Source organism: Pseudomonas sp. GW822-FHT02D10, assembly GCF_058802345.1.
This window is the reverse complement of record NZ_JBXAOB010000013.1, coordinates 19,062-44,795: the sequence shown is the minus strand read 5'-3', so window position 1 is coordinate 44,795 and position 25,734 is coordinate 19,062. Positions and strand designations below refer to the sequence as shown.

Annotated in this window: 27 protein-coding genes; 10 read left to right on the top strand and 17 right to left on the bottom strand. The window is 58.9% G+C overall.

What is annotated here, in order from left to right; genetic code table 11:
• Positions 1-58 precede the first annotated feature (58 nt).
• The 3 genes from yjiA to AC1RPZ_RS19915 form a co-directional block, all read right to left on the bottom strand.
• Positions 59-1,030: a GTPase gene (gene yjiA / locus AC1RPZ_RS19925; RefSeq protein WP_493138700.1), complete on the bottom strand. Its 972-nt coding sequence runs from the start codon at positions 1,028-1,030 to the stop codon at positions 59-61.
• A gap of 118 nt (positions 1,031-1,148) precedes the next feature.
• On the bottom strand, positions 1,149-1,346 hold the full coding sequence (locus tag AC1RPZ_RS19920; protein ID WP_493138698.1) for a YbdD/YjiX family protein: 198 nt from the start codon (positions 1,344-1,346) through the stop codon (positions 1,149-1,151).
• Between the two features lie 15 nt (positions 1,347-1,361).
• Positions 1,362-3,428, bottom strand: a complete 2,067-nt coding sequence (locus AC1RPZ_RS19915) for a carbon starvation CstA family protein (protein ID WP_493138696.1) — start codon at positions 3,426-3,428, stop codon at positions 1,362-1,364.
• A gap of 158 nt (positions 3,429-3,586) precedes the next feature.
• Between AC1RPZ_RS19915 and AC1RPZ_RS19910 the strand changes: the two genes are divergently transcribed.
• Complete coding sequence (locus tag AC1RPZ_RS19910; protein WP_493138694.1) at positions 3,587-3,955, top strand: PilZ domain-containing protein; 369 nt, start codon at positions 3,587-3,589, stop codon at positions 3,953-3,955.
• A 23-nt stretch (positions 3,956-3,978) separates the two neighbouring features.
• Here the strand turns inward: AC1RPZ_RS19910 and radA are convergent, their stop codons facing one another.
• The gene (radA, locus tag AC1RPZ_RS19905) at positions 3,979-5,346 is read right to left on the bottom strand and encodes a DNA repair protein RadA (protein ID WP_493138692.1); all 1,368 of its coding nucleotides are present in this window, start codon (positions 5,344-5,346) and stop codon (positions 3,979-3,981) included.
• Between the two features lie 471 nt (positions 5,347-5,817).
• Here radA and mscL point away from each other — a divergent pair, with 471 nt between their 5' ends.
• A complete protein-coding gene (gene mscL / locus AC1RPZ_RS19900) occupies positions 5,818-6,231 on the top strand; it encodes a large-conductance mechanosensitive channel protein MscL (RefSeq protein WP_493138690.1) in 414 nt (137 codons plus the stop codon).
• Positions 6,232-6,280: 49 nt separating this feature from the next.
• On the opposite strand, the gene AC1RPZ_RS19895 is transcribed toward mscL, so the two are convergent.
• Positions 6,281-7,057 (bottom strand): ferredoxin--NADP reductase, encoded by a 777-nt coding sequence (locus AC1RPZ_RS19895; protein ID WP_493138688.1) that lies wholly within the window; start codon positions 7,055-7,057, stop codon positions 6,281-6,283.
• 340 nt (positions 7,058-7,397) lie between these two features.
• Between AC1RPZ_RS19895 and AC1RPZ_RS19890 the strand changes: the two genes are divergently transcribed.
• Entirely contained in the window at positions 7,398-8,114 is a 717-nt protein-coding gene (locus AC1RPZ_RS19890; protein WP_493138686.1) for an autoinducer binding domain-containing protein, read from the top strand.
• Between the two features lie 202 nt (positions 8,115-8,316).
• Positions 8,317-9,441: a methyltransferase gene (locus AC1RPZ_RS19885; RefSeq protein ID WP_493138683.1), complete on the top strand. Its 1,125-nt coding sequence runs from the start codon at positions 8,317-8,319 to the stop codon at positions 9,439-9,441.
• An 84-nt stretch (positions 9,442-9,525) separates the two neighbouring features.
• On the opposite strand, the gene AC1RPZ_RS19880 is transcribed toward AC1RPZ_RS19885, so the two are convergent.
• From AC1RPZ_RS19880 to AC1RPZ_RS19870, 3 genes are read right to left on the bottom strand one after another with little or no spacing between them, the layout of a single operon-like run.
• Entirely contained in the window at positions 9,526-9,693 is a 168-nt protein-coding gene (locus tag AC1RPZ_RS19880) for a DUF2474 domain-containing protein (protein ID WP_493138682.1), read from the bottom strand.
• A gap of 57 nt (positions 9,694-9,750) precedes the next feature.
• Complete coding sequence (cydB, locus tag AC1RPZ_RS19875) at positions 9,751-10,758, bottom strand: cytochrome d ubiquinol oxidase subunit II (protein WP_493138680.1); 1,008 nt, start codon at positions 10,756-10,758, stop codon at positions 9,751-9,753.
• Between the two features lie 3 nt (positions 10,759-10,761).
• A complete protein-coding gene (locus tag AC1RPZ_RS19870; RefSeq protein ID WP_493138679.1) occupies positions 10,762-12,195 on the bottom strand; it encodes a cytochrome ubiquinol oxidase subunit I in 1,434 nt (477 codons plus the stop codon).
• Positions 12,196-12,615: 420 nt separating this feature from the next.
• Between AC1RPZ_RS19870 and AC1RPZ_RS19865 the strand changes: the two genes are divergently transcribed.
• Positions 12,616-13,899, top strand: coding sequence for an MFS transporter (locus AC1RPZ_RS19865; RefSeq protein ID WP_493138869.1), 1,284 nt, complete (start codon positions 12,616-12,618; stop codon positions 13,897-13,899).
• Here AC1RPZ_RS19865 and AC1RPZ_RS19860 read toward each other — a convergent pair.
• Both AC1RPZ_RS19860 and AC1RPZ_RS19855 read right to left on the bottom strand, forming a co-directional pair.
• A complete protein-coding gene (locus AC1RPZ_RS19860; RefSeq protein ID WP_493138677.1) occupies positions 13,865-14,416 on the bottom strand; it encodes a DJ-1 family glyoxalase III in 552 nt (183 codons plus the stop codon). The two genes, AC1RPZ_RS19865 and AC1RPZ_RS19860, sit on opposite strands and share 35 nt — an antisense overlap.
• Before the next feature lie 224 nt (positions 14,417-14,640).
• Complete coding sequence (locus tag AC1RPZ_RS19855) at positions 14,641-15,099, bottom strand: DUF4879 domain-containing protein (RefSeq protein WP_493138675.1); 459 nt, start codon at positions 15,097-15,099, stop codon at positions 14,641-14,643.
• A 204-nt stretch (positions 15,100-15,303) separates the two neighbouring features.
• On the opposite strand from AC1RPZ_RS19855, the gene AC1RPZ_RS19850 reads away from it, so the two are divergent.
• The 4 genes from AC1RPZ_RS19850 (at position 15,304) to AC1RPZ_RS19835 (ending at position 19,182) form a co-directional block, all read left to right on the top strand.
• Positions 15,304-16,599 carry an NCS2 family permease gene (locus tag AC1RPZ_RS19850; RefSeq protein ID WP_123423557.1) on the top strand — a complete coding sequence of 432 codons (1,296 nt, stop codon included), beginning with the start codon at positions 15,304-15,306 and terminating at the stop codon, positions 16,597-16,599.
• Positions 16,596-17,675 carry a tRNA (uridine(54)-C5)-methyltransferase TrmA gene (trmA, locus tag AC1RPZ_RS19845; protein ID WP_493138673.1) on the top strand — a complete coding sequence of 360 codons (1,080 nt, stop codon included), beginning with the start codon at positions 16,596-16,598 and terminating at the stop codon, positions 17,673-17,675. The genes AC1RPZ_RS19850 and trmA overlap by 4 nt, the downstream gene beginning before the upstream one ends.
• Positions 17,676-17,881: 206 nt before the next feature.
• Complete coding sequence (gene aroQ / locus AC1RPZ_RS19840) at positions 17,882-18,322, top strand: type II 3-dehydroquinate dehydratase (RefSeq protein WP_493138671.1); 441 nt, start codon at positions 17,882-17,884, stop codon at positions 18,320-18,322.
• Positions 18,323-18,327: 5 nt separating this feature from the next.
• A complete protein-coding gene (locus AC1RPZ_RS19835; RefSeq protein WP_493138669.1) occupies positions 18,328-19,182 on the top strand; it encodes a shikimate dehydrogenase in 855 nt (284 codons plus the stop codon).
• A gap of 124 nt (positions 19,183-19,306) precedes the next feature.
• Here AC1RPZ_RS19835 and AC1RPZ_RS19830 read toward each other — a convergent pair whose 3' ends face one another.
• Positions 19,307-20,086: a response regulator transcription factor gene (locus AC1RPZ_RS19830; protein ID WP_493138667.1), complete on the bottom strand. Its 780-nt coding sequence runs from the start codon at positions 20,084-20,086 to the stop codon at positions 19,307-19,309.
• A gap of 125 nt (positions 20,087-20,211) precedes the next feature.
• Entirely contained in the window at positions 20,212-20,682 is a 471-nt protein-coding gene (locus AC1RPZ_RS19825) for a prepilin peptidase (protein ID WP_493138665.1), read from the bottom strand.
• A gap of 75 nt (positions 20,683-20,757) precedes the next feature.
• Here AC1RPZ_RS19825 and AC1RPZ_RS19820 point away from each other — a divergent pair, with 75 nt between their 5' ends.
• Positions 20,758-21,204 (top strand): TadE/TadG family type IV pilus assembly protein, encoded by a 447-nt coding sequence (locus tag AC1RPZ_RS19820; RefSeq protein WP_493138662.1) that lies wholly within the window; start codon positions 20,758-20,760, stop codon positions 21,202-21,204.
• A 118-nt stretch (positions 21,205-21,322) separates the two neighbouring features.
• On the opposite strand, the gene AC1RPZ_RS19815 is transcribed toward AC1RPZ_RS19820, so the two are convergent.
• The 5 genes from AC1RPZ_RS19815 to AC1RPZ_RS19795 all read right to left on the bottom strand — a co-directional run bounded on the left by AC1RPZ_RS19815 (position 21,323) and on the right by AC1RPZ_RS19795 (position 25,725).
• Positions 21,323-23,251: a pilus assembly protein TadG-related protein gene (locus tag AC1RPZ_RS19815; RefSeq protein WP_493138660.1), complete on the bottom strand. Its 1,929-nt coding sequence runs from the start codon at positions 23,249-23,251 to the stop codon at positions 21,323-21,325.
• Between the two features lie 203 nt (positions 23,252-23,454).
• On the bottom strand, positions 23,455-24,012 hold the full coding sequence (locus AC1RPZ_RS19810) for a DUF4136 domain-containing protein (RefSeq protein ID WP_493138658.1): 558 nt from the start codon (positions 24,010-24,012) through the stop codon (positions 23,455-23,457).
• Positions 24,013-24,040: 28 nt separating this feature from the next.
• Positions 24,041-24,649: a DUF4136 domain-containing protein gene (locus AC1RPZ_RS19805; protein ID WP_493138656.1), complete on the bottom strand. Its 609-nt coding sequence runs from the start codon at positions 24,647-24,649 to the stop codon at positions 24,041-24,043.
• A gap of 24 nt (positions 24,650-24,673) precedes the next feature.
• A complete protein-coding gene (locus tag AC1RPZ_RS19800) occupies positions 24,674-25,423 on the bottom strand; it encodes a methyltransferase domain-containing protein (protein WP_493138654.1) in 750 nt (249 codons plus the stop codon).
• Positions 25,423-25,725, bottom strand: a complete 303-nt coding sequence (locus AC1RPZ_RS19795; protein ID WP_493138652.1) for a MazG-like family protein — start codon at positions 25,723-25,725, stop codon at positions 25,423-25,425. Before AC1RPZ_RS19795 ends, AC1RPZ_RS19800 begins: the two co-directional genes overlap by 1 nt.
• Between the last annotated feature and the right edge of the window lie 9 nt (positions 25,726-25,734).

Below are 25,734 nucleotides of genomic sequence, written 5' to 3'. Positions count from 1 at the left end.
AGTGTGGGAGCGAGCTTGCTCGCGATAGCGGCCTCAAACACGCTAAAAATACCCGACCTTACTCCGCAGCCACCCGCGCAAACCCAGCGCGAATCTTCTCTTCCGGCAGATCATCGGCAATAAACACGATTACACTTTCCCGCCCTTCATCCTCGGCCCACTCAGTGTCCCAGTCGAAGCCATACAACTTCAGCACCCCCTGAAACACCATGCGCCGAGGTTCACCGTCGATGCTCAACACGCCTTTGTAACGCAGCAGTTGCTTGCCATGATCTTCCAGCAGTTCGTTCATGAACTCGCTGAGCTTGTCGATATCCAGCGCTTTGTCGGTACGCAGCACCAGGCTGGAGATGCGGTCGATGGAAGGCGCCTTGCTCACCGGGCGCAGGCTTACACCGCCGCCGAGGTCGGCGTTGAGGTTGAAACCGCGCACGTCGAGCAGTTCGGCCAGATCAATCTTGCCGTGCTCCACCACGCGGATCGGCGCGCGACGATTGATCCGGGTCAGACGTTCGCTCAGAGCGTTAAACGTCGCCTCGTCGACCAGATCGCTCTTGCTCACCAGCAAGCGATCGGCAAAACCGATCTGCGCCTGAGCGATGGTCTGGGTCAGGTGCTGCTCGGCGTGAGCCGCATCGACAAGGGTGATGATGCCGTCGAGGATGTAGCGCTCGCGCAACTCTTCATCGATGAAGAAGGTCTGCGCCACCGGCGCCGGATCGGCCAGGCCGGTGCATTCGATCACCAGACGGTCGAAGGCGATTTCGCCGCTGTCCAGGCGTTCCAGCAACAGGTACAGGGCCTTGGTCAGATCGGTGTGAATGGTGCAGCAGACACAGCCGTTGGACAGCGTCATGACTTGCACCGGCTCATCGCCCAATAGCTGGGTGTCGATGCCGGCGTCGCTGAATTCGTTTTCGATCACGGCGATTTTCAGGCCGTGCTCGGCTTTAAGCAGATGGCGCAGCAGCGTGGTTTTACCGGCGCCGAGAAAGCCGCTGAGGACTGTTACCGGGATGGGAGAGGACAAACTCGATCTCCTTCAACTACACAAATAAAAATGGGAGCAGGTCAGTGTGGGAGCGAGCTTGCTCGCTCCCACAAAAAGCCCGCTCCCACATCACCTCTGATCACCCGCCGTCAGCGGGTCAACAGCACTTCGGTCCACCCTTGCCACCGTAACGAGCCTCCTGGCGTTCCCGGAAGAACGCTTCGTAACTCATCACCGGTTTGTCCGGGTGTTGGGTTTGCATATGCTCGACATAGGTGTCGTAGTCGGGCATGCCGACCATCAGGCGCGCGGCCTGACCGAGGTATTTACCGAGGCGACTCAGGTCATTGAACATAGTTGCAATCCTCGATTACGCGTCCGGAATAGCCTGGAATGGCGATTCTTTATCCGTGCGTTCCTTGCTGCCCCAGGCGGAAATACCGACCTTGAGCGCATAGAACAGGATGCTGAACACCACGAACAGGAACAGCGCCGTCAGCGTTGCGTTGGTGTAGGCGTTGTAGATCACGTGCTGCATCTGCGTGATGTCCTTGGCCGGTGCGAGGATCTGACCGTTGGCCAGCGCATCGCTGTATTTTTTGGCCAGCGACAGGAAGCCGATCGCCGGGTTGGCGTCGAACAGCTTGATGAAGCCTGCGGTGGTGGTGCAGATCAGCAGCCAGGCTGCCGGCAGCAAGGTCACCCAGATGTAGCGCTGGCGCTTCATTTTGATCAGCACAACGGTGCCAAGCATCAGCGCGATACCGGCCAGCATCTGGTTGGAGATACCGAACAGCGGCCACAAGGTGTTGATGCCACCCAGCGGGTCGATCACGCCCTGGTACAGCAGGTAACCCCACATCGCCACGCAACCACCGGTCGCGATCAGGTTCGCAGTCCAGGATTCCGTGCGTCTGAGCGCTGGCACAAAGGAGCCGAGCAAGTCCTGCAGCATGAAACGCCCGGCACGGGTGCCGGCGTCGACCGCAGTCAGGATGAACAGCGCTTCGAACAGGATCGCGAAGTGGTACCAGAACGCCATGGTGTTTTCACCCGGCAGAACACTGTGCAGGATCTGCGCGATACCGACCGCCAAGGTCGGCGCACCGCCGGCACGCGCCAGGACGGTGGTTTCACCGATGTCTTTGGCCACCGCTTGCAGGGCTTCCGGTGTGATCGCAAAGCCCCAGCTGCTGACGGTTTGCGCGACTTGCATCACATCACCGCCGACGATTGCCGCCGGGCTGTTCATGGCGAAGTAGACACCCGGTTCGATCACCGAAGCGGCAACCATCGCCATGATGGCCACGAAGGATTCCATCAGCATGCCGCCATAACCGATGTAACGGGCATGACTTTCGCTGGCCAACAGCTTGGGCGTGGTCCCCGAAGCGATCAGCGCGTGGAAACCGGAGACCGCACCGCAGGCAATGGTGATGAACAGGAACGGGAACAGCCCGCCCTTCCACACCGGCCCGGTGCCATCGATGAACTGGGTCAGTGCCGGCATTTTCAACTCGGGCATGGTGATCAGGATGCCGATCGCCAAAGCAACGATGGTACCGATCTTGAGGAAGGTCGACAGGTAGTCACGTGGCGCCAGGATCAGCCAGACCGGCAGTACTGCGGCAACGAAACCGTAGCCGATCAGCATCCAGGTGATCTGGATCCCGCTGAAGCTGAACGCCTTGGCCCAGACCGGATCAGCGGCAATCTGCCCACCGAGCCAGATCGAACCGAGCAACAGCAGCACACCGACGATGGAGATTTCACCGATGCGGCCCGGGCGGATGTAGCGCATGTAAATGCCCATGAACATCGCAATCGGGATGGTCGCCATCACCGTAAAAATGCCCCACGGGCTTTCGGCCAGGGCTTTGACCACGATCAGCGCCAGCACCGCGAGGATGATGATCATGATCAGGAAGCAGCCAAACAGCGCGATGGTCCCGGGGATGCGGCCCATTTCTTCACGGACCATGTCGCCCAGGGAGCGACCGTTGCGGCGGGTGGACATGAACAGGACCATGAAGTCCTGAACGGCACCGGCGAACACCACGCCGGCGATCAGCCAGAGCGTACCGGGCAGGTAACCCATTTGCGCCGCTAATACTGGGCCGACCAGTGGCCCGGCGCCCGCGATGGCCGCGAAGTGGTGACCAAAGAGGATGTGTTTGTTGGTTGGCACGTAGTCCAGACCGTCGTTATTGACGACAGCGGGGGTGGCTCGCAGTGGATTGAGCTGCATCACATTATTGGCAATGAACAGACTGTAGTAACGGTAGGCGACCAGATAAATGGCGATTGCCGCGACCACAATCCACAAGGCGTTGATCGCCTCGCCGCGGCGCAAGGCCACAACTCCCAAGGCGCACGCGCCTACGACTGCCAGCACCAGCCAAGGTAAGTGGCGTAGCAGGCTATTATTATTTTTCATTTTTGATTCCAGCCAGAGTGGACAAAAAAGACAGCCACCCCGAGTTTAGCGCTACTGGCGCCAAAGACCATACCCCGACATAGGTCTGGACCCCTGCCTTGAGTGGCAACCTGTGCAGAGGCGGGTCTATAGTCAGCGAACACCCAGAGGATTGCGCCATGAGGGACCACCCTGCCAATCGCCGCCGCTTCAAACGTATAGCATTCGATGCCAAAACCGAGCTCAGCCAAGGCGAACATCGCTGGCCGGTGAAACTGCTCGACCTGTCACTCAAGGGTCTGTTGATTGAACGTCCCGAGCCGTGGCTTGGGGACAAAGAGAAGATGTTTTCGGTCGACATTCACTTGAGCAAGGACGCCGAGATCCGCATGGACGTGCAACTGTCCCATGACAATAACCGCCAGTTGGGCTTCGTCTGTCGGTACATCGACCTGGAGTCCGTCAGCAGCCTGCGACGGCTGGTCGAACTCAATACGGGTGATCAGGCCGAGCTTGAGCGGGAGCTTGGGGTATTGATCGACATTTGATCGCTCTTGTAGGAGGGATGTGTTTATTCAAATAGCGCGTCCAGGGCTTGCTCCAGTCGGGTCACCGCGATGATCCGCAACCCGGCAGGCGCTTCCTTCGGCGCATTGCCTTTAGGCACGATGGCGCGTTTGAAACCGTGCTTGGCAGCTTCCTTCAAGCGTTCCTGCCCACTCGGCACCGGCCGCACTTCACCGGACAAACCCACCTCACCGAACACCAGCAGATCGTGGGGCAGTGGCCGATTGCGCAGGCTGGACATCACCGCCGCCATCAACGCCAGGTCGGACGCCGTTTCCAGCACTTTGACCCCGCCGACCACATTGAGGAACACGTCCTGGTCGTGAGTGGGTATACCGCCGTGGCGGTGCAGCACCGCCAACAGCATGGCCAGACGATTCTGATCCAGGCCCAGGGTCACACGGCGCGGGTTGGCCAGGTGACTGTCATCCACCAGTGCCTGAACTTCCACCAACATCGGTCGCGTGCCTTCCCACGTCGCCATCACCACGCTGCCCGGAACTTCCTCCTGCGCGCGCGTGAGGAAAATCGCCGAAGGGTTGGAGACTTCCTTCAAACCCTTGTCGGTCATACCGAACACGCCCAACTCGTTGACCGCACCGAATCGATTTTTCACCGCCCGCAACAGACGCAAGCGTCCATCAGACTCGCCTTCGAAGTACAGCACCGTATCGACCATGTGCTCCAACACTCGGGGACCGGCCAATGCACCTTCTTTAGTCACGTGGCCGACGAGGAAAATCGCCGTGCCACTCTGCTTTGCGTAACGCACCAGCAACGCGGCACTTTCGCGAACCTGGGACACGCCGCCCGGCGCCGATTGCAGTTGTTCGGTGAAAATCGTCTGGATCGAGTCGATCACCATAACCTTGGGTTTTTCCACCCGGGCCGTGGCAATGATGGTTTCGATACAGGTTTCGGTCATGACCCGCAGTTGATCTTGCGGCAAGCCCAGACGTCGGGCGCGCATGGCCACTTGCTGCTGGGATTCTTCGCCGGTGACGTAGAGCGCCGGCATACGGGTCGCAAGGTTACACAGGGTTTGCAAAAGGATGGTCGACTTGCCGATACCCGGATCACCGCCGATCAGCACCACCGAGCCGTCGACCAGACCGCCACCGAGCACGCGATCCAGTTCACCGGATGCAGTGGAGAACCGTGGAACCTCTTCGACACTGACTTCGGCGAGCGTCTTGATCTGCGCCTGCTGCCCGGCCCAGCCAGTGCGACCACTGGGGGCTGCGGCACCGCCACTTTCCACCAGGGTTTCGGTCAGGGTGTTCCAGGCCCCGCATTCGCCGCATTGGCCGGCCCACTTGGGGAAGGTCGAGCCGCACTCGGTGCAGCCGTACATGCGCTTTGCCTTGGCCATCTGAACTCCTGGAAAAAACCGCAATGATAGCGTAGCCGGAGAGGTTCAGCGCGCTGTCCTGATGACGGTTGTTCAATATAACTTTTGATGTACTGATCGTTAGCCGTCGGCGTTTTAGCGATAGTTAAACTTTACTGACAGTAGCACTCAGCGCCATGGCTATTTATTCAACAATACGGATGAACCTTTTCTAAGGTTACGTTGAGCAGTATTTGTCCAACTTTTCGCCAAACAGTCTGAAACCGAATACTGCAAACACCCATCCTCAACACAATAAACCTGTACAAGAATTAAAAAACCAAAGCCCACACGTACAAGATTCATCTCGAAAAATGATGGCACTTTGTAATACTATTCGCCGCGACACGAGTCGATAGCAGCGAAAGCTGTAAATAATAGTTGTGTCAAGCAAGACCGGCGCTGCTGATTTACACTGCGTTCACCAACCTCATCAGTAACAAGGAATAACCTATGAGCGTGCTAAGTGAGTTCAAGGCCTTCGCGGTCAAAGGTAATGTGGTCGACATGGCCGTCGGTATTATCATCGGCGCTGCATTCGGCAAGATCGTTTCGTCGTTTGTCGGTGACGTCGTCATGCCGCCAATCGGCCTGCTGATCGGTGGGGTGGACTTCGCGGACCTGGCGGTCACGCTGAAAGCGGCGCAGGGCACTGTGCCGGCCGTGGTGCTGGCCTACGGCAAATTCATCCAGAGCATTATCGACTTCCTGATCGTCGCGTTCGCGATCTTCATGGGCGTGAAAGCCATCAACCGCCTGAAGCGTGAAGAGGCCGTGGCGCCAAGCCTGCCGCCGGTTCCGACCAAAGAAGAAGAGCTGCTGAGCGAGATTCGCGACCTGCTCAAAGCGCAGAACAACAAGTCCTGAAGACTGTACCGCGATAAAAAACGGCACCATCACCGGCGCCGTTTTTTCATTACCAGTAGTTCTCGACGGCCACCTGGCCAGGTCGACGACTCAGGCTCAGTTGCAGGTTGCGCTCTTTCAGCAGATTGCGCGTGTCATCGATCATCTGCGGGTTGCCGCAGAGCATTACCCGCGAATGCTCGGCCGTCATGGCGACCCCAGCCGCCCGCTCTAGCGCCCCATTTTTGAGCAATTGGGTGATTCGCCCGTTCAACGCTTGCGGATGCTGCTCACGGGTAACAGTGGCGATAAATTGCAGTTTATGGTGGTGCTCCGCCAGATAGTCGCGCGCTGCCAACTCGGCAATCAGCGCCTGATAAGCCAGCTCCCGCGCTTCGCGCACGCTATACACCAGAATGATGCGCTCGAATTTCTCCCAGACCTCGAAGTCCTGCAGGATCGACAGAAACGGTGCGATACCGGTACCTGTGGACAACAACCAGATATCTCGCCCATCGACAAAGCGATCAAGGGTCAAAAAGCCGAAGGCCTGACGGTCGACCATCAAGGTATCGCCCACCTCCAGACGACTCAGCTCGCTGGTAAATTCGCCACCCGGTACGACGATGGAAAAGAACTCAAGAAACTCGTCATGGGGTGAAGAGACCATGGAATAGGCGCGCCAGACCGTGCTGCCATCGAGTTTGGTGACCCCCAAACGGGCAAATTGCCCGGCACGGAAACGAAAGCCAGGATCTCGCGTGGTACGCAACGTAAACAGGCCGGGCGTCAATGGCTGAACATCGAGCAGGGTTTGGCGGGTGAACTTCTCTGCGCTGGCGGTCATGGGGCGCTCCATAGATCTGATTGCCCCAGTGTCCCGCAAAGCTGAGCGAAGAAACACCGCCGGTTTGTAATGGTATTAATGAACAGGCGAGAGCCTGTTAACTAAAAAATCAAATATTGGCATGACTCATAGAAGATGAAATTTTTGTCACGTTATTTAAACTCCAGACAAAACCTCACGCGCGTTACGGTTAATGTTGTTTTAAGAACCGGTTATTCTTTTAGCGAGCCGCTCAAGAGCAAAAAAAATCACTTCATGCGCATAGGACTTATCCTACACTCGTGACGTTAAATCTTGGATCCAATTGCACCTATCAAGTGACGTACAAGGAGCGGCCTCCATGGATATCTGGAAAGAGACTCAGCTAAAGCAACTGGCTTATGAGTCAAGCATTGAAAATGCTTACAAAATCGCACTCGATTTCTTTAACAACCTGGGTTACGAATACTGCGCATTTTCGATGACTTCTCATACGACAAGTCATTGTTTTAATGACATAAACCTTAATAACTACTCACATGACTGGAACACGCGCTATGAACAAAACAAGTACTCCACGATAGATCCAATAGTGGCGCATTGCTGTCAATCAATGCTGCCCATTCTCTGGGACAGAGATACCTTCGCCAAGGTCCCTGAGCTCTGGCGCACGCTCGCGGAGCAAGGCTTACAGTACGGTTGGTCACAGCCGGTACATGACCTTAACCACCACAACAGCAGCATGCTCAGCGTCGCCCGGAGCCATTGCCGGATCAGCGCTTTTGAACTCTATGAAAACCTCGGTTATGCGACGTTCATCAGCCATAAGTTGCACACCCTCGCCATGCAAAAGCTGACCAGCAAGAATCCCGGGGGCGTAAGCGTGGCACATTTATCGCCACGAGAAACGGAGGTGCTGAAGTGGTCTGCACAAGGCAAAACCGCGTCGGATATCGGGACCATCCTCAGTGTCAGCCCGCGGACAGTGAATTTTCACATTGGCAAAGCGATCCAGAAACTGGGCGTCACCAACAAGATTTCTGCCGTGGTACAGGCCGCGAAGACTCATTTGATCTGAGCCTCAACCAACACCACAGCGTGTCAGCGCTGAGCACGAAGGAAAAACCAACGAGTAATCCGACGGAAAAAAACGTACCCTTTACGTCCCTCTGAGTGATGACGCGAGAGACATCGCGACGCAGTCCGCTCAGTCGGTCCCGCCAGCATTCAATACGTGCAGAACCGCGGGACACCCGTTGATTATCCAGAGTCTCCGCCTCATGCCCCTGCTCGAAAGTCCCTTCGCCCAACTTGACCTGATCCGCCAACCCGAACAGCAGAATGAACCGCTGCAAGCCTTCGATGCGGCCGACGAATACCTGCTCAACCATCTGGCCGAGCAGCAGCCCGACGCGAAAACCCGGGTTTTGGTGCTCAATGACAGTTTTGGTGCATTGGCGGGAAGCCTTGTCGGCAAAGTTCAGGTCACCAGTAGCGGTGATTCGTTTCTCGCAGCCCAGGCATTGGAAAAGAACCTGATACGCAACGGCTATCCCTTTGATGCCGTATCAGTGCTGCCGGCTAGCGCGCCGTTGGTCGGACCGTTCGACCGGGTGCTGATCCGCGTACCGAAAACCCTGGCATTGCTGGAAGAGCAGTTGATCCGCTTGCAAGCGCAATTGGCACCCGGCGCTCAGGTGATTGCCGCGGCCATGGTCAAACACCTGCCGCGGGCAGCCGGTGATCTGCTGGAACGCTACATCGGCCCGGTGCAGGCCTCGCTGGCGGTCAAGAAAGCCCGCTTGCTGATTGCCACGCTCGACGCCAGACAACCCGCACAGTCGCCCTACCCGAGTCGCTATAAGCTCGACGAGCCGGCGATCGAGCTACTCAACCACGCCAACGTGTTCTGTCGCGAAGGCCTGGACATCGGCACCCGGGCATTTCTCCCTCATTTGCCGAAAAACCTGGGTAGCGCGCGAGTCGCCGACCTGGGTTGCGGCAACGGTGTGTTGGCAATCGCCAGCGCCCTGCAAAACCCTCAAGCCCACTACACGCTGGTGGACGAGTCGTTCATGGCTGTGCAATCCGCTACCGAAAACTGGCAGGCAGCCCTCGGTGAGCGCGAAGTCATCGTACGGGCGGGCGATGGTCTGGCCGGGCAAGAGCCACAGTCGCTGGACGTGGTGCTGTGCAATCCACCCTTCCACCAGCAACAGGTGGTCGGTGACTTCCTCGCCTGGCGGATGTTCCAGCAAGCTCGAGAAGCACTGGTGGTGGGCGGCGCGCTGTATATCGTTGGTAACCGTCATCTGGGCTATCACAGCAAATTGGCGCGGCTGTTCCGGGGTGTCGAACAGGTTGCGGCAACGCCCAAATTCGTGATCCTCAAGGCCCGTAAGTAACGGCCAATGCCCGGGCAAAAAAAACCCTCCAGCGGAGGGTTATAAATCCGTGCCGCAAAGCACGGGATGGGATGTTCGGGTCGATCAGTGAGTGGTCAGGCCAGCAGCATTCATGAACATGCGCATCAGGCTGGCCACGACAAACAGCGCCAGTACGCTGCCGGTCCAGATCATTGCCAGCCAGCCAAGCCGCTGCCAGAGCGGCTTTTTCTCAGCCTGCTCGATTTCCTGCAAAGAGTGTTTACCTGCCATCGTCGAATGCTCCTGTAAGGCGACTCAGGCACCCGGCCCGAGCCGCGGTCACGCAGACTAGTGGTAACCGTCTTCGTGGGTCACCTTGCCGCGGAACACGTAGTAGCTCCAGAAGGTGTACCCCAAAATGAACGGGATGATGAACAAGGTGCCGACCAGCATGAAGCCCTGGCTTTGCGGCGGTGCGGCGGCGTCCCAGATCGAGATCGACGGCGGCACGATGTTCGGCCACAGGCTGATCCCCAGACCGCTGTAGCCGAGGAAGATCAGCACCAGGGTCAACAGGAACGGTGTGTAGTGAGCGTTACGCGCCACCGCTCGCAGTAAACCGTACATCGTGACCAGCACCAGGATCGGCACCGGCAGGAACCAGAACAGGTTCGGCAAGGTGAACCAGCGCGCAGCAATCTCGGCATGCGCCAGCGGGGTCCAGAGGCTGACGATACCGGTCACCGCCAACACCACGAACGCCAGCGGTCGCGCCAGGTTGTGCATCTGCTCCTGCAACTTGCCTTCGGTTTTCATGATCAGCCAGGTGCAGCCGAGCAGCGCATACGCAACCACCAACGCCACACCGCAGAACAGCGTGAACGGTGTCAGCCAGTCCAGCGTGCCACCAGCGAACTGCCGATTGACCACCGGGATGCCGTCGATGAACGCCCCCAGCGCCACACCCTGGAAGAACGTCGCCGTCAGCGAGCCGCCGATGAAGCACTTGTCCCAGATGTGCCGCTTGTGGTCCTTGGCCTTGAAACGGAACTCGAAGGCCACACCGCGGAAGATCAAGCCGATCAGCATCAGAATCAGCGGCAGGTACAACGCCGACAGTACCACCGAATACGCCAGCGGAAACGCGCCGAACAACGCCGCGCCACCCAATACCAGCCAGGTTTCGTTACCGTCCCAGACCGGCGCAACAGTGTTCATCATCACATCGCGGTCACGGTCGCCCTTGATGAAAGGAAAGAGAATGCCGATGCCCAGGTCGAAACCATCCATGACCACGTACATCATGATGCCGAAGATGATGATCACGGCCCAGATCAGCGGAAGATCAATACCCATGATTCAATTCCCCTTGTTCAGGCTGTCGCTGTGATCACCGTTATCGTCAGCAGCGGAAAGCGGACGGGCCGGCGTACGTTGCTGACCAGGGCCACCGTGGCTCTGCTCAGCGCCTTCGTTGATTTTCGGCCCTTTGCGCACCAGGCGCATCATGTAGCCCAGACCGACACCAAACAGCGAGAAATAGACCACGACAAACAGCGCCAGCGTAATGCTCATCTGCAGGAAACTGTGCATGGATGAAGCGTCGGCAGTGCGCATCAGCCCGTACACCACCCACGGCTGACGACCGATTTCAGTGGTGAACCAACCAGCGAGTAACGCGATCAGGCCCGAGGGCCCCATCCACAAGGCCAGGTAGAGGAAGGCGCGGTTCGAATACAGCGCGTCACGCTTGCGTAGCCACAGGCTCCACAGACCGGTGAAGATCATCAGGAAACCGAGCCCGACCATGATCCGGAACGACCAGAAGACAATGGTCGAATTCGGCCGGTCTTCAGGTGCGAACTCCTTGAGCGCCGGGATCTGCTTGTCCAGAGAGTGAGTCAGAATCAAGCTGCCAAGGTACGGAACTTCGACTGCAAAACGGGTCTTCTCGGCTTTCATGTCCGGCCAGCCGAACAGGATCAGCGGGGTCGGCTCGTTGCCATGGTTTTCCCAGTGACCTTCAATCGCGGCGATTTTTGCCGGTTGATGCTTGAGCGTGTTGAGGCCGTGGAAGTCACCGATCACCGCTTGAATCGGCGCGACGATCAAGGCCATCCACATGGCCATCGACAGCATGGTGCGGATCGCCGGATTATCACGGCCACGTAGCAGGTGCCAGGCCGCCGACGAGCCAACAAAGAATGCAGTGGCCACAAAGGCTGCGGTGGCCATGTGCATCAGGCGATACGGGAACGACGGGTTGAAAATCACCGCGATCCAGTCCACCGGAATCACCTGGCCGTTAACAATTTCGTAGCCCTGCGGCGTTTGCATCCAGCTGTTGGAGGCGAGAATCCAGAACGTCGAAATCAGCGTGCCGATGGCCACCATGACCGTGGCGAAAAAGTGCAGCTTGCGCCCGACCTTGTTCCAGCCGAACAGCATGACGCCAAGGAAACCGGCTTCGAGGAAGAACGCCGTGAGCACTTCATAGGTCAGCAGCGGCCCGGTGACGGAACCGGCAAAGTCCGAGAAGCGGCTCCAGTTGGTGCCAAACTGATAGGCCATGACCAGTCCGGAGACCACCCCCATGCCGAAGTTGACGGCAAAGATCTTCGACCAGAAGTGATACAGGTCACGGTAGGTGTCGTTGTGGGTCTTCAGCCACAAGCCTTCGAGCACCGCCAGGTAACTCGCCAGGCCGATGGTGATCGCCGGGAACAGGATGTGAAACGAGATGGTGAACGCGAACTGAATTCGGGCGAGATCAAGTGCCTCCAAACCGAACATAAGTCTTCCTCTGTCAGGTAATACGACTGCTGGCTGGAAGCCTGCACCCACCGCCCCCACGGTTATGGAGTGTGGCGAATTCAAATTCGTTGTTGTTTTACAACCATCGCAACGCAGGGAGTCTGGCCATCTGGCCGCCAGAGCAAATCCACCAAGGGTTTTGATCTGGATCAAGTAACGATGAAAGAGTAGTCCCATTTTCGCGGCCCGACTGTGTGGTCTTTTGCCGCGTGACAGGTTGCCTCAGCCCCCCGTAGGAGCTGGCGAAGCCTGCGATCTTTTCAATCAGGCTATTGGGAGCTGCCGACAAGCGAAGATCAAAAGATCGCAGCCTGCGGCAGCTCCTACCCTCCGACCTGCACAACCTTTAGTTACAACTTGATGATAATCTCGATTTTCCCCGCCCAGACCTGCCTGCCGATGCCGACCCAAGCCCCGCTGTTGTTGCGCCATCACCGACCGTTCATTGCGTTCTGGCTGGCACGGATATTCACCGCCAGTGGTTTCCAGATGCTCACCGTGGCCATCGGCTGGAACCTCTATCAACTCACCGGCAACGTGCTGGACCTGGGCCTGGTCGGGCTGGTGGAGTTCACGCCTCGGGTATTGTTCATGCTCCACACCGGGCATGTGGCAGACCGTTATGACCGGCGCAAGGTCGCAGCCATCTGCCAGTCCTTGCAGGCGATGATCGCCCTCGCCCTGGCCATTGGCAGCGCCACTGACCACGTCACTCGCGAAATGATCTTCATCCTCGCGTTCCTGCTCGGCGGCGCCCGGTCGTTCGAAATGCCGACCACCCAGGCGCTGCTGCCCAGCATCGTGCCCAGCGCGCTGTTTCCCCGCGCCGTCGCGGCCGCGCAGTCGGCGCAACAATCGGCCACCATCGTCGCCCCGGCCCTCGGCGGTTTGCTGTATGCCTTCGGCAGCGTCTGGGTGTATGGCCCGACGGTGATGCTGTACCTCATCGCCTGCACCCTGATGCTCAACCTGCCCGCACGGCAAACCCCGCTGAACAAGGGCAAGGCGACCCTGGATTCGTTGCTCGCCGGGATTCGCTTCATTCGCAGCCGCCCGGACATCCTTGGCGCGATCTCATTGGACTTGTTCGCGGTATTACTCGGTGGCGCCACGGCGCTGCTGCCGGTTTTTGCCAGGGACATCCTGCTGACCGGCCCCTGGGGACTGGGTCTGCTGCGCTCGGCGCCAGCGGTCGGTGCCTTGCTGATGTCGTTATGGCTCGCGCGGTTTGCCGTGGAACGCAACGTCGGACGTGTCATGTTTACGGCCGTCGGGGTGTTCGGCGTCGCGACCATCGCCTTCGGCTTGTCGACCTCGTTCTGGTTCTCGCTGGCGGTGCTGGTGGTGCTCGGCGCGGCAGACATGATCAGCATGGTGATCCGCGCGTCCTTCGTGCAACTGGAAACCCCGGACGAAATGCGCGGCCGGGTCAGCGCGGTGAACGGTTTGTTCATCGGTGCCTCGAACCAGTTGGGCGAGTTCGAATCCGGACTCACCGCCCACTGGTTCGGCACCGTACCGGCGGTGATCATGGGCGGGATCGGTACGCTGCTGGTCACCGGGACGTGGATCAAACTGTTCCCGACCCTGGCCCAACGCGACCGCATGCATGTGCCGGTGGAGGAGCCGAAAGCTTCAGCGTTGCCCGCTACACCAGCAACTCCCCCGCCACCGCAGCCCTGACGGCCTTGCCGCACAGTTGTTCAACCAGCATCAACGCAAACGCCAGGGCAACGCTCGAACCTTGGGCGGTGATGCAGTTGCCGTCGACGACCACGGGTTGATCGACGAACGTGCAGCCGAGCAAATGATGACTGGCCGCGGGCAGACAGGTCATGCGCCGCTGACGCAATACGCCAAAGGCTTGCAGCGCCAGCGCCGGTGACTCAGCGATAGCGGCGAACAGGCGCCCGGCGGCGGATTGATCCTTGACCAGCTGTAACAAGGGTTGATGAGCTGCCAGGCGCTGAGCGCCGACGGCGCCGCCGGGTAGAACGACCAGATCGAACGGTTGCACCAGCACATCGACCAGCATCGCGTCGGCGGTCAGTCGGGTGCCACGGGCGCAGGTGAGCATGCGCCGCGATTCGATGCTCGCCACCACCACTTCGACTTTCGCACGGCGCAACACGTCGATCAGTGTCACGCCTTGCAGGTCGTCGATACCTTCGGCAAGGGTAATCAGGGCTCTAAGGGTCATGGTCTGCGTCCACAGGGTGATCTTTAAAGCGTAGTCAGCTTTGCGGACAGATGTTCGAGCGGTGCGGTCACCTAGGGTCTGTACGAAAACTCGCCGAGCGGCGATCAGGCAAGGCAAAAACAGGCGAGGAAGCGGAGTTTAGGGGCCTAAATGAGCATTCCGAGCCTGTTTTTAACGCAGTCTGGTCGACGCGCAGGCAGTTTTCGTACAGAGCCCAATGAAAGCTACTTGATGTACAGCTGCGTCGACAGCGTATTGCCGGGGGCATTGATCGAAGTATTGCTGAAGGTGAACGTTCCTTCCTGCTTACCCGCCAGATCAAAGATGTAGAGATTGCCGACGATCTTGCTGGCAGTGCCGGAGCATTCCGTCAGGTTGCCGTTGCCGTAGGCGCAGACGCGGTTCCGCACGCCATCGACTTCAAAGCCGTCCAGCGCTGCATTCGGCAGGCGGCCGTAGCCGATCTCCAGCACATAGATCTTGATGTTCGGTCCTGCGTGATTGCACTGTGTCTTCTTCTGCCCTTCAGCAATATTTTCAATGCCGCAGGACGCCGACTGGACCTTGAGGACCTTGACTTCACTCAACGGCGGTGCCGAAGCCGCTATTGCGCTTTGCGCGCCGACCAACAAGGTGCCAAACAGGCTAAATGCCAGAATCATCCTGCTCTTTATTGAAGACATGTTCCCTCCCAAAACCAGCGCGCAGTATGCCCCACTCCCCCAGACGACAAAACATCGCCGACGATCGCAGCTATAGCCGCACGCTGCTGGTATGATGCGCGGCTTTTTCCGACCGACAGAAAATACTCAGGCGCCTGCAGCGGCCTGTGCTTTGCTGTTGAAGTCGATACATTCACGGCGCCGTGCGCGCCACGGGGAGCAGACATGCTGGAAAGGCTGTTTCAACTCAAGGCACACAACACCAACGTGCGTACCGAGATTCTTGCCGGTATCACGACCTTTTTGGCCATGGCCTACATTCTGTTCGTCAACCCGAGCATCCTCGGCGAGACCGGTATGGACAAGGGCGCGGTGTTTGTCGCGACGTGCCTGGCTGCGGCCATCGGCTCGACGACCATGGGCCTGATCGCCAACTACCCGATCGCGCTGGCGCCGGGCATGGGCCTGAATGCCTTCTTCACCTACACCGTGGTCCTGCACATGGGCCACACCTGGCAAGTGGCGCTGGGTGCGGTGTTCATCTCGGCGGTCATGTTTTTCCTGTTGTCGATCTTTCGCATCCGCGAATGGATCATCAACAGCATCCCGCTGGCCTTGCGCTCGGCGATTGCCGCCGGTATCGGCCTGTTCCTGGCGCTGATCGCCCTGCACAACGCCGGCATCGTAGTCAGCAATCCGGCGACCATGGTTGGCCTCGGCGACCTGAAACAACCGGCACCGATCCTCGCGACCCTGGGTTTTGCGCTGATCGTCGCCCTCGAAGCCCTGAAAGTACGCGGTGCGGTACTGATCGGCATCCTGGCTGTGACCATCGTTTCCATCGCCTTGGGCTTCACACCGTTCGGCGGCGTGATGGCGATGCCACCTTCGCTGGCACCGACCTTCCTGCAACTGGACATCAAGGGCGCGCTGGACATCGGTCTGGTCAGCGTGATCTTCGCCTTCCTGTTCGTCGATCTGTTCGACAACTCCGGTACCCTGATCGGTGTCGCCAAGCGCGCCGGCCTGATGGGCAAGGACGGCCACATGCCGAAAATGGGTCGTGCGCTGATCGCCGACAGTACCGCGGCCATGGCCGGTTCCCTGCTGGGCACCTCGACCACTACTAGCTACATCGAGTCGGCAGCGGGCGTCAGCGCCGGTGGCCGTACCGGTCTGACGGCTGTCGTCGTGGCGATTCTGTTCCTGCTGGCGCTGTTCTTTGCACCGCTGGCCAGTAGCGTCCCGGCATTCGCCACCGCACCCGCGCTGCTGTTCGTCGCGGTACTGATGACCTCGGGCCTGGCGGAAATAGACTGGGACGACATCACCGTCGCCGCGCCTGTGGTGGTTACCGCCCTGGCCATGCCGTTCACTTACTCCATCGCCAACGGTATCGCGTTCGGTTTCATTTCCTGGACCGCGATCAAGTTGCTGTCCGGCCGTGGCCGTGAACTGAACTCGGCGTTGGTGATTCTGTCGATTCTGTTCGTGATCAAGTTGGGTTGGTTCAACGCATGACTTTCGATTCCCAGGCTTACACTGCTCAGCTCGAAGAAAAGGCCACGCGCTTGCGTGACCTGCTGGCGCCGTTCGATGCACCTGAACCTGTAGTGTTCGACTCGCCGCTTGCGAACTTTCGCCTGCGCGCCGAATTCCGTCTGTGGCGCGAAGCCGGCGAGCGTCACTACGCGATGTTCTCCCAGGAAGACAAACGCACGCCGATCCTGATCGAAGAATTCCCGATCGCAAGCCTGCGCATCAACCAGTTGATGCCGCAGCTCAAGGCCGCCTGGCAAGCCAGCGCCGCCTTGAGCCACAAGCTGTTTCAGGTGGAGTTCCTGACCACTCTGGCCGGCGATGCGATGATTACCTTGTGTTATCACCGCCCGCTGGACGAGCACTGGCACACGGCGGCTTCGAAACTGGCCGCGGACCTGAATGTCAGCGTGATCGGTCGCTCCAAGGGCAAACGCGAAGTGATCGGTCACGATTACGTGGTCGAGAAACTGGACGTCGGCGGCCGCACCTTCAGCTATCGCCAACCGGAAGGCGCGTTCACCCAGCCGAACGGCACGGTGAACCAGAAGATGCTCAACTGGGCATACGACGCCTTGGGCGAACGGACTGACGATCTGCTGGAGTTGTATTGCGGTAACGGCAACTTCACCCTGCCACTGGCGACCCGCGTGCGCAAAGTGCTGGCCACCGAAATCAGCAAGACATCGGTGAATGCGGCGCTGAGTAACCTCAGTGAAAACGCTGTGGATAATGTCACTTTGGTGCGGTTGTCTGCCGAAGAACTGACCGAAGCGCTGAATGAAGTTCGCCCGTTCCGCCGTTTGCACGGCATTGATCTGAAGAGCTATGAGTTCGGTAGCGTGTTCGTCGACCCGCCGCGCGCCGGCATGGACCCGGACACGTGCGAGCTGACCCGACGCTTCGAGAACATTCTGTACATCTCGTGCAACCCGCAAACGCTGGCGGACAACATCGCCCAATTGCACGACACCCACCGCATCACCCGTTGCGCAATGTTCGATCAGTTCCCGTGGACCCACCACATGGAATCCGGGGTCTTGCTGACCCGGCGTTGATTACACACGTTCACTACAAAACAGCCGTCTTGAGGACGGCTTTTTTGTGGGCGGCACCCGCGACTGTCCGATCATCGAACACTTATTGCCGTCTTGTGAGCCTTGCTGCTCAGCTTCAATTGACCAAATTAACCGGCTAGTACAATTTATCTCCACAGGCGGGTCACCCTCGACCCACGCCCACAATAACAATGGAGAAACGCCTGATGCCCCCTATCGTTCTGGTGCTCAACGGCCCGAACCTGAACTTGCTCGGCACTCGTGAGCCGGCGACTTATGGCCACGAAACCCTGGCCGACATTTCGGCCTTGTGCGGTCGTGCCGCTGAAGAGTTCGGTCTGGCGGTGGAGTTTCGCCAGACCAACCACGAGGGCGAATTGCTCGACTGGATTCACTCGGCACGCGCTCGTTGTGCCGGGATCGTGATCAACCCGGCAGCCTGGACGCACACCTCGGTAGCGATCCGTGATGCGCTGATCGCCAGCGAGTTACCGGTCATCGAAGTACACCTGTCCAACGTGCATGCCCGCGAACCGTTCCGTCATCACTCGTTCATTTCGGCCATCGCTACCGCAATCCTGTGCGGCTTCGGCAGCCATGGCTATCGCCTGGCGCTGGAGCATTTCAGCCAACGCCTGAAGGGGTGAGCCACATGTCACAGAACAACACTGTACTCGCAGGACTCATCGGCGCCGGCATCCAGGCGTCTCGAACACCTGCGCTGCATGAACGCGAGGGCGATGCCCAAGGCCTGCGCTACCTCTATCGGTTGATCGACCTCGATCAGCTGAAACTCGACAGCGACGCCCTCCCCGACCTGCTGATGGCGGCAGAGCGGATGAACTTCACCGGCCTGAACGTCACCTTTCCCTGCAAGCAGGCGATCATCCCGCTGCTCGACGAACTCTCGCCTGAAGCCCGAGGCATTGGCGCAGTGAACACCGTGGTGCTCAAAGACGGAAAACGCATCGGGCACAACACCGATTGCCTGGGCTTTGCCGAAGGTTTTCGTCGTGGCTTGAACGATACGGCCCGCGAGCGCGTCGTCCAAATGGGGGCTGGCGGTGCCGGAGCCGCGGTGGCCCACGCGCTATTGAGCGAAGGCGTACTGCAGCTGAGTATTTTCGACGTGGACGTCAGTCGCGCACAAAGCCTTGCGAACAACCTCAATCAGCATTTCGGCAGCGGCCGGGCCTGTGCCGGCAGCGATCTGCCGAGTGCGCTGGCGCAGGCCGATGGATTGGTGAACACCACGCCGATGGGCATGACCAAACTGCCCGGCATGCCGGTGCCCGTGGCGTTGCTGCGGCCCGAGTTGTGGGTCGCGGAGATTGTTTACTTTCCGCTGGAAACCGAACTGCTGCGCAACGCCAAAGCATTGGGTTGCCGTACCCTGGATGGCGGCAACATGGCGGTGTTTCAGGCGGTGAAGGCCTTTGAATTGTTCAGCGGCGTAGTGCCGGATGCGCAGCGGATGCTAGAGCATTTTCAAAGTATGAATGGCTGACGAGCGCGGCCTTCTTGATCGTTCCCACAGAGTGGGAGCGATCAACGACAAAAGCCGTACGCCCTCCAACCACTCAGGCCGACAGAAACGGATAGGTACTCAACGGAACGAACAAACCAAGAGCTTAGTGCGCCGTAACCCGCGCCCGCATCCCCGAACCACTCGGCGACAAAGCCAGCGCCAACTGCGTCCGATTATGCATATGCGTCAACCGCAACACCTGCGACACATACAACTTCACCGTGTTCTCGGTTATCCCCAACTCACAGGCAACCTGGTAATTGGTCTGCCCCTTGCCCACCAACCGCGCAACGTCCAATTGACGAGGCGACAGCTGATTGAAGATCGCCGGCATCTCCTCCCGACCAGCCTCACTGCCACCCTCCCCACCCGACGATACAAACGGAGCACGGCGAACCTTATCGAGGTCCTGATAAAGATCATCGATGGATTCGGAAAGGTCTTGCAGCTTCTGATTCAAATACCCCAACTGAACATTTTTTTGCCGTTCCTGAAGCGCAACTTCCTGGCGCTGCACCCCTTCGAGCAACTCGTTCAAATCTATCGGCTTCTGATAGTAGTCCGCGATCCCGGCGCGCAACGCCTTGATCACGTCCTGTTTGTCGGCACACCCGGTGAGCATGATGGCTTCGAACGCCCGGTGCTTGCCGGCGATGCGTTGCAGCTCCTGAACCAGTTGAATACCGTCGAGCCCGGGCATGTGCAAATCACAGAGCACCAGGCCAATGTCAGCGTCTTCGCAAAAGCGCTCGATGGCTTGCTGGCTGGACTCACAAGGCACGCAACGGTAGCCGCTGGCTTCAAGAAACCCGCGAAGCTCTTCCACAATCAGCGGTTGATCATCGACCACCAACACTTTTATCGCAGAGGTAGGCTTGTTCACTCGCAACTCCATGCCCTGTCCGAAGACTGTCAGTTCCTGTACCGACAGCGGCAGGCTGTACAGGCACTGATTTGAAAGTAGACCTACTTTCCTACTATGTACATAGCGCTAGCTGCGCCGCACGACTAGTGGATCCAGGGCAGCGTCAGCAGCATGCCGATCAGCACGAAGGGCGCGAAGGGTGGGGTTTTTGACAGTTCCGGAGAGAGGTACTGAAGATGACTTCTAAGCCCTTGACTCATATGTGGCCAGAGTTTTGGGGCGATCAATAACCACAGCAGGCTGGCCACTCCGGCACCGATGAAACTGCCGAGTAAATGCAGGCTATCGGTCGCCAGACCGATCGTCGCCATCAGCTTCACATCAGCGGCCCCCAACCGCCCCAATGCATACCCGGGCACGGTAAACAGCAGCGCCAGCAGCAATGCCCAACCACCTTGCGCTCCAGGCGCACCGAGCCAGGTGGTGCCTGTCCAGAGCAGATAAATCAGCGCCAACAGCCCGGCGCCCAACGTCAGGCTGTTGGCGATATGCCGTTGCTGAACATCCTGTGCCGCGCAGAGCGCCAGCCAGATCAGTAGGACAAAACTCTGCATCCGGTAAAAATCGTCCGCTTTGGCTGAATGATTCTATGCTGATATCACGTTGACGTTGTCAGGGTAGACGTACTCATGAAATCAGGCCTCCCCAGAAAACAAAAAGGCGCTGTGGCGATTGAGTTCGCCCTGGTGTTCGTGATCTTTTTTGCGGTGTTTTATGGCATCGTCAGTTACAGCCTGCCACTGTTGCTGGTGCAGTCATTCAATGAGGCCACTGCCGAGGCGGTTCGGCAAAGCGTCGCACTGGACCCGAACACGGCCAACTACCCACAAGCCATGCAAGACCTGGCCAATGCCGTGCTGAAAAAACAACTGTCCTGGGTGCCAAGCGCCTTCAACATCACCTACGGTGTGGACACCACGGCGGCCTATAACGCAGGCACAGGTTTGCTGACGGTCAGCGTGACTTATCCCACCAGCAAGCTCAATCAAGTCATCCCGTTCCTCGTCCTGCCAGGTGTCGGCACCGTGCCCAACCTGCCGACGAACCTGACGGCGCAATCGAGTCTTCAATTTTGACGCCTGGGGAAAAGCGCTTCGGCCGGCTGGACAATCTGATCGCCCGTTCGCCGACGGTAATCTACGTGCAACGCTCTGTCGAAGGTGCACGGTTCTGTATCGAGCTGCCGATTGCGGACTAGATCGCCAGATAGCCTTTGCCTTTCTGCCCACAGGTCAGATTGAAACCCACATCGACCTTGTTGACGTCGATTCCCAGATTGAACAACAGGCTATTGACCAGCGGATCGACCAAGGGCGCCAGCAGACCATCAATGGCGTTGACCAACAGCGTTGTCACATCAGCCAGCAGCGATGACAACGTACCGAACAGCAAAGCCGTCAGACCGCCAATCGTCGGTGTGTGCTGAATCAGCGTTACGCCTCCCAGCGTCCCGCTCAAACTGCCGGCGACACCCGATACCGAAACGGTGTGAGTCGGCAGTGGCGGGACATTGATTTCCTTGGGGTTGCTGTAGGTGTAGTTCGGGTCGCTGGTCCCGGCGATCGGGCTGTCGATCATGATTTCGCTACCGCCGCCGGTAAACGGTGTGCGCGGACCACAGATGAAGGTTAATCCGTGGCAGGTCTTGCTGCCGATATCGACCAGGGTTAACGGTGTCAGCGCTGATAGCGGCGACGAGGACAGCCAGATCGCCGGGTCGATCCGGCCGACTTTGACGTTGACCGCGGCAATCTCCGTGGTGGCAGTGAGACTTTTGCTGGTCGGACTGACGCACGTGTAATCGGTGACATAACTACTGCCGACTCCCGCCTCGATCCCCACATCCAGGTTGAGGCCCTCAGGCACTATTTGCAGATCTGTTTGTGTGCAGGTTGCCAACAAACATCCCGGCGCCAGCAGCGTGTTAATGGAAACGATGATCGGGCTCAACAGCGTATTAATTAGCTGCAACACGGCGTTGATCAGAGAAAGATCGACCGTTGTGAGCACTCTGACCTGCGCAGTCTTGACGTAGATTCGGTTCACACCCAACGGGTCAGCCTTGGCCAGCTCCGGATCGCCCACGGCAGAAAACTGCGGCGGCTCAATCACTTTTATACGGGTCGTCACACCCAGCAGACCCAATACGTTGACCGGTAGAGCGGCGGTCACTGCACTGTTTTTATTCGCCAGTTGGACAAACCCCTGAACCAGTTGGAACAGTTGCACCGTGGCGTCCAGGCTGGCCGCCGAGCTGCCCGTCTGAAGTTGAAGTACATCGCCGAGTTTGATCGGCGGAGCATGGGTTGTCCCTACCTGCAAATTGGCCAAAGCCGTCATCACATCGGCCGAAGCGCCATTCTGATTCGCAACCGTTGCAGCGGCGTGGATGAACTGAGTCACCGTTCCTTGCGCGTTGAGCAATGCCGTGTAATCACCTGCGGTTACCCCCAGTTCAATGGCTAACTGGTCCATGAACCTGAGCAGGTTGATATCGGTATTGACCAAGCCGTCCCACCCCAGAGCGGTCAGGTTCACGCTGCCGCCGAGGAGGCTTGAGAACAGTGGATTCAAGAGATTCGACCTGTCGGTGTCGACGCTTGCGACCGAACTGCGAATACTCAACTGCGCCAGCGTCGGCTTGGGCGCCGCCGCCACCGCCGTGGCGGTCAGCGTGGTATTGGCACTGGCTGAAGCCCCACTGAACAACGCTTGAAGAGCGCCCACTGCACTGGTCGGCACCACGTTGGTGGCAACCACCTGAATGGCCGTCGATTGCGTGGCATTGGGGACGAAGGTGCGCAGGTTGGTCGGCGCCGTCAGCAGCGAACCGCAGGCAGTGGTCAGGGTGCTGGTGGTGCTGACGATGAACCCATTACGCACCGCACTTTGCCCGGCATAACTGGCCGCCGTCAGACCCGGCAGGCAGTTACCGCCACGGCTGACCGCCTCCAGCGCGGCGTTATCCGCCACCCGTTGCAACTTGCGCTGTTCCAGATAGAGCCGGCCGCTGTCGACCACCAGCAGTGCAAACAATAGCGCGAGGCCGAAGGTCATTGCCGCGAGCAAACCAATGGCACCACGTTGCCCGGCGGGGCCGCGAAACTGCAAACGGGGAGACATCGAGCACTCCTTTGCCGGCGCACTGCCGAGCGCTACCTCCAGCAGTGTAGTAGGAGCTGCCGAAGGCTGCGATCTTTTGATCTTGGCGTCCGTCCAGCAACTAATCGTCTGTCGGGAAGATCAAAAGATCGCAGCCTTCGGCAGCTCCTACATAGGGTTGGCATAGGGTCGGCACGAGGTCGGTGTTCGGATGTTTTTTCGCTTTATCTCGGTGGGTAGTTGCTCAATATCCGCCCTACTGTCTCGCGAATCGCCGCGCTACGGTCGGCGGGCTGAGGCGATCGGCTGAGCAACTGCTCATCGCTGCCGCGCCAGACCAGCTTGCCATCCTTGCCATCGAGCAGATCGATCTGAAGTGTGGCGACCTTGTAAGTGACGTTGCGGGTTTCGTTGTACATCGGCGCACCCCAGTAGCCGTTCCAGGGGCCACCCCAGCCTCCGCCGTAGTTGGTGGTGATTTGTTGCTGGCGGTCCTCGACGATCAGATAGGTCCGCACATCGACGTCAGCCTTGGCACCGACAGCTGCCGGGCGCAGGCCACGCTGGTCGAGTTGATCAGCAACTGCCTGGCGAATGCGTTGTTCGGTGAGGTCGCTCTTGATCCGGGGATCGTCGGGGCGGTATTGCAGGGCGGGCTCTTTCCAGGCCCAGCTGCGATAGGCGGCGAAGTCGCGGCTGGCATCAAAATCGTGATTGACCTGGTTCGATTGGCAAGCGCTGAGCAGCACAGCGCACGCCAGTAATGAGAGACGGCGGGACATGGTTTTTCTCCGGTTCATGGCAGGGAACCTAACTAGGAGGATACGCCGCTACCGCCTTTTCTACAGCTGTTCGCAACGCATCGCCACGCTCGATTTCGTTGCCCTGAAGGCCGGTTTCAGCGCTGGCACTCCAGACCGGTTGGCCGGTTCCTGCGTCGAACAAATCCACCCGAATCACCAGCACTTGCACCTGATAGGTACGAACGATCGGCGCCGTGTTGTACATGCCGTAGCCATTACCATAACGGTTATAACCCCCATAGCCACCATAGCCGGAATCGTCCTGCACCTGTTTCAGGCGGGTTTCCTGATGCAGGTCAGCGCTGACCCACAGGTCGGCCGGCCGATTGTCGTGCAGCGGTCGCAAACCCCGTTGATCCAGCGCATTGCTGACCGCTTCGGCAATCTGCGCCGAGTCGGCCCAGGCCGAGCCGTTGGGCAACCGACCGTTGAGCCAGGCCCAACTGTGGTAGCGCGCGTAATCACGCGGTGGCGCCGGGTAGGCGCTGCGATCAAAGGTGTTGGCGGCTTGCGGCGGGGCCGGCGGTAACGGGTTGGAGCTGGCGACATACGGATTGCTGCCCTGGCAGGCACCGAGCCCCAGACACAGCATGATCAATCCCAAACGGCGTTTCATTGTGTTCTCCACAAAAGCCACGACTCAGACCGGGCGGCAGATCCAGTGCAGGTAACGCCCCAGCCCCGCAAAGCTCGGGTGACGACGGTGGGCCAGCTCCATTTCCAGCAGGTCGATGAGTTCGGCACGGGCCTGGAACTCTAACGGCATATAGTCGTGAAAAACCCGCACCCCGCTCTGGGTTTCGACCCGCCACAAGCCTTCCAGTTGCGTCGCCAGTTCGCGCGGATCCAGCGGCATTTGCGGGGTCAGGCTCTGCTTCTCGCCAGCCATGTCGTTCTTGCGCATCTTACGGAAATGGCCCTTGAGCAAGTTGCGGTAAATCAGCGCATCGCGGTTATAGAACGCCAGCGACAACCAGCCGTCTTTAGTCGTCAGTTGATGCAGCACCGGCAGAATCGCGTGAGGCTCGGCCAACCACTCCAGCACCGCGTGGCACAGCACCAGGTCGTAAGGTTCGGTGAGCTGACCGAGCAGCTCTTGCCACGGCGCCTGGATAAAAGTTGCCGTTTGCCCCGCGTCGGCGAAGCGCTGGCGAGCACCTTCGAGCATCGGCGCGGCAGGTTCGGCCAGGGTCACCTGATGGCCGCGCTGGGCCAGCCACAACGACATGTGCCCCAGGCCGGCGCCGATATCCAGCACCCGCAACGGCCGATCCGGCAGGGTTTCGGCCAGGTCGGCCTGAAGCACCGCCAGACGGATCGCGCCTTTGGCACCGCCGTAGATTTTTTCGGCGAAACGGGTCGCCAACTGATCGAAATGACGGTCGCTCATCAGCTGAACCGCCGTTCGCTGTCTGCCAGCTTGCTGCGTACTACCTGTTCCATATCCAACCCCAACTCACTGCACAGCAGCAGTAAATAGAGCACGATATCACCGACTTCCTGACCGGCATGGGCAAGTTTGTCCGCCGACAACTGGCGCGACTGGTCTTCGCTCAGCCACTGGAAAATTTCCACCAGCTCGGCCATTTCGACACTGGCGGCCATGGCCAGGTTTTTCGGGCTGTGAAATGGCCGCCAGTCGTTACGGTCACGGATGCAGTGTAGGCGTTCGGTCAGTTCAACAAGGTTCATCGGGCTCTC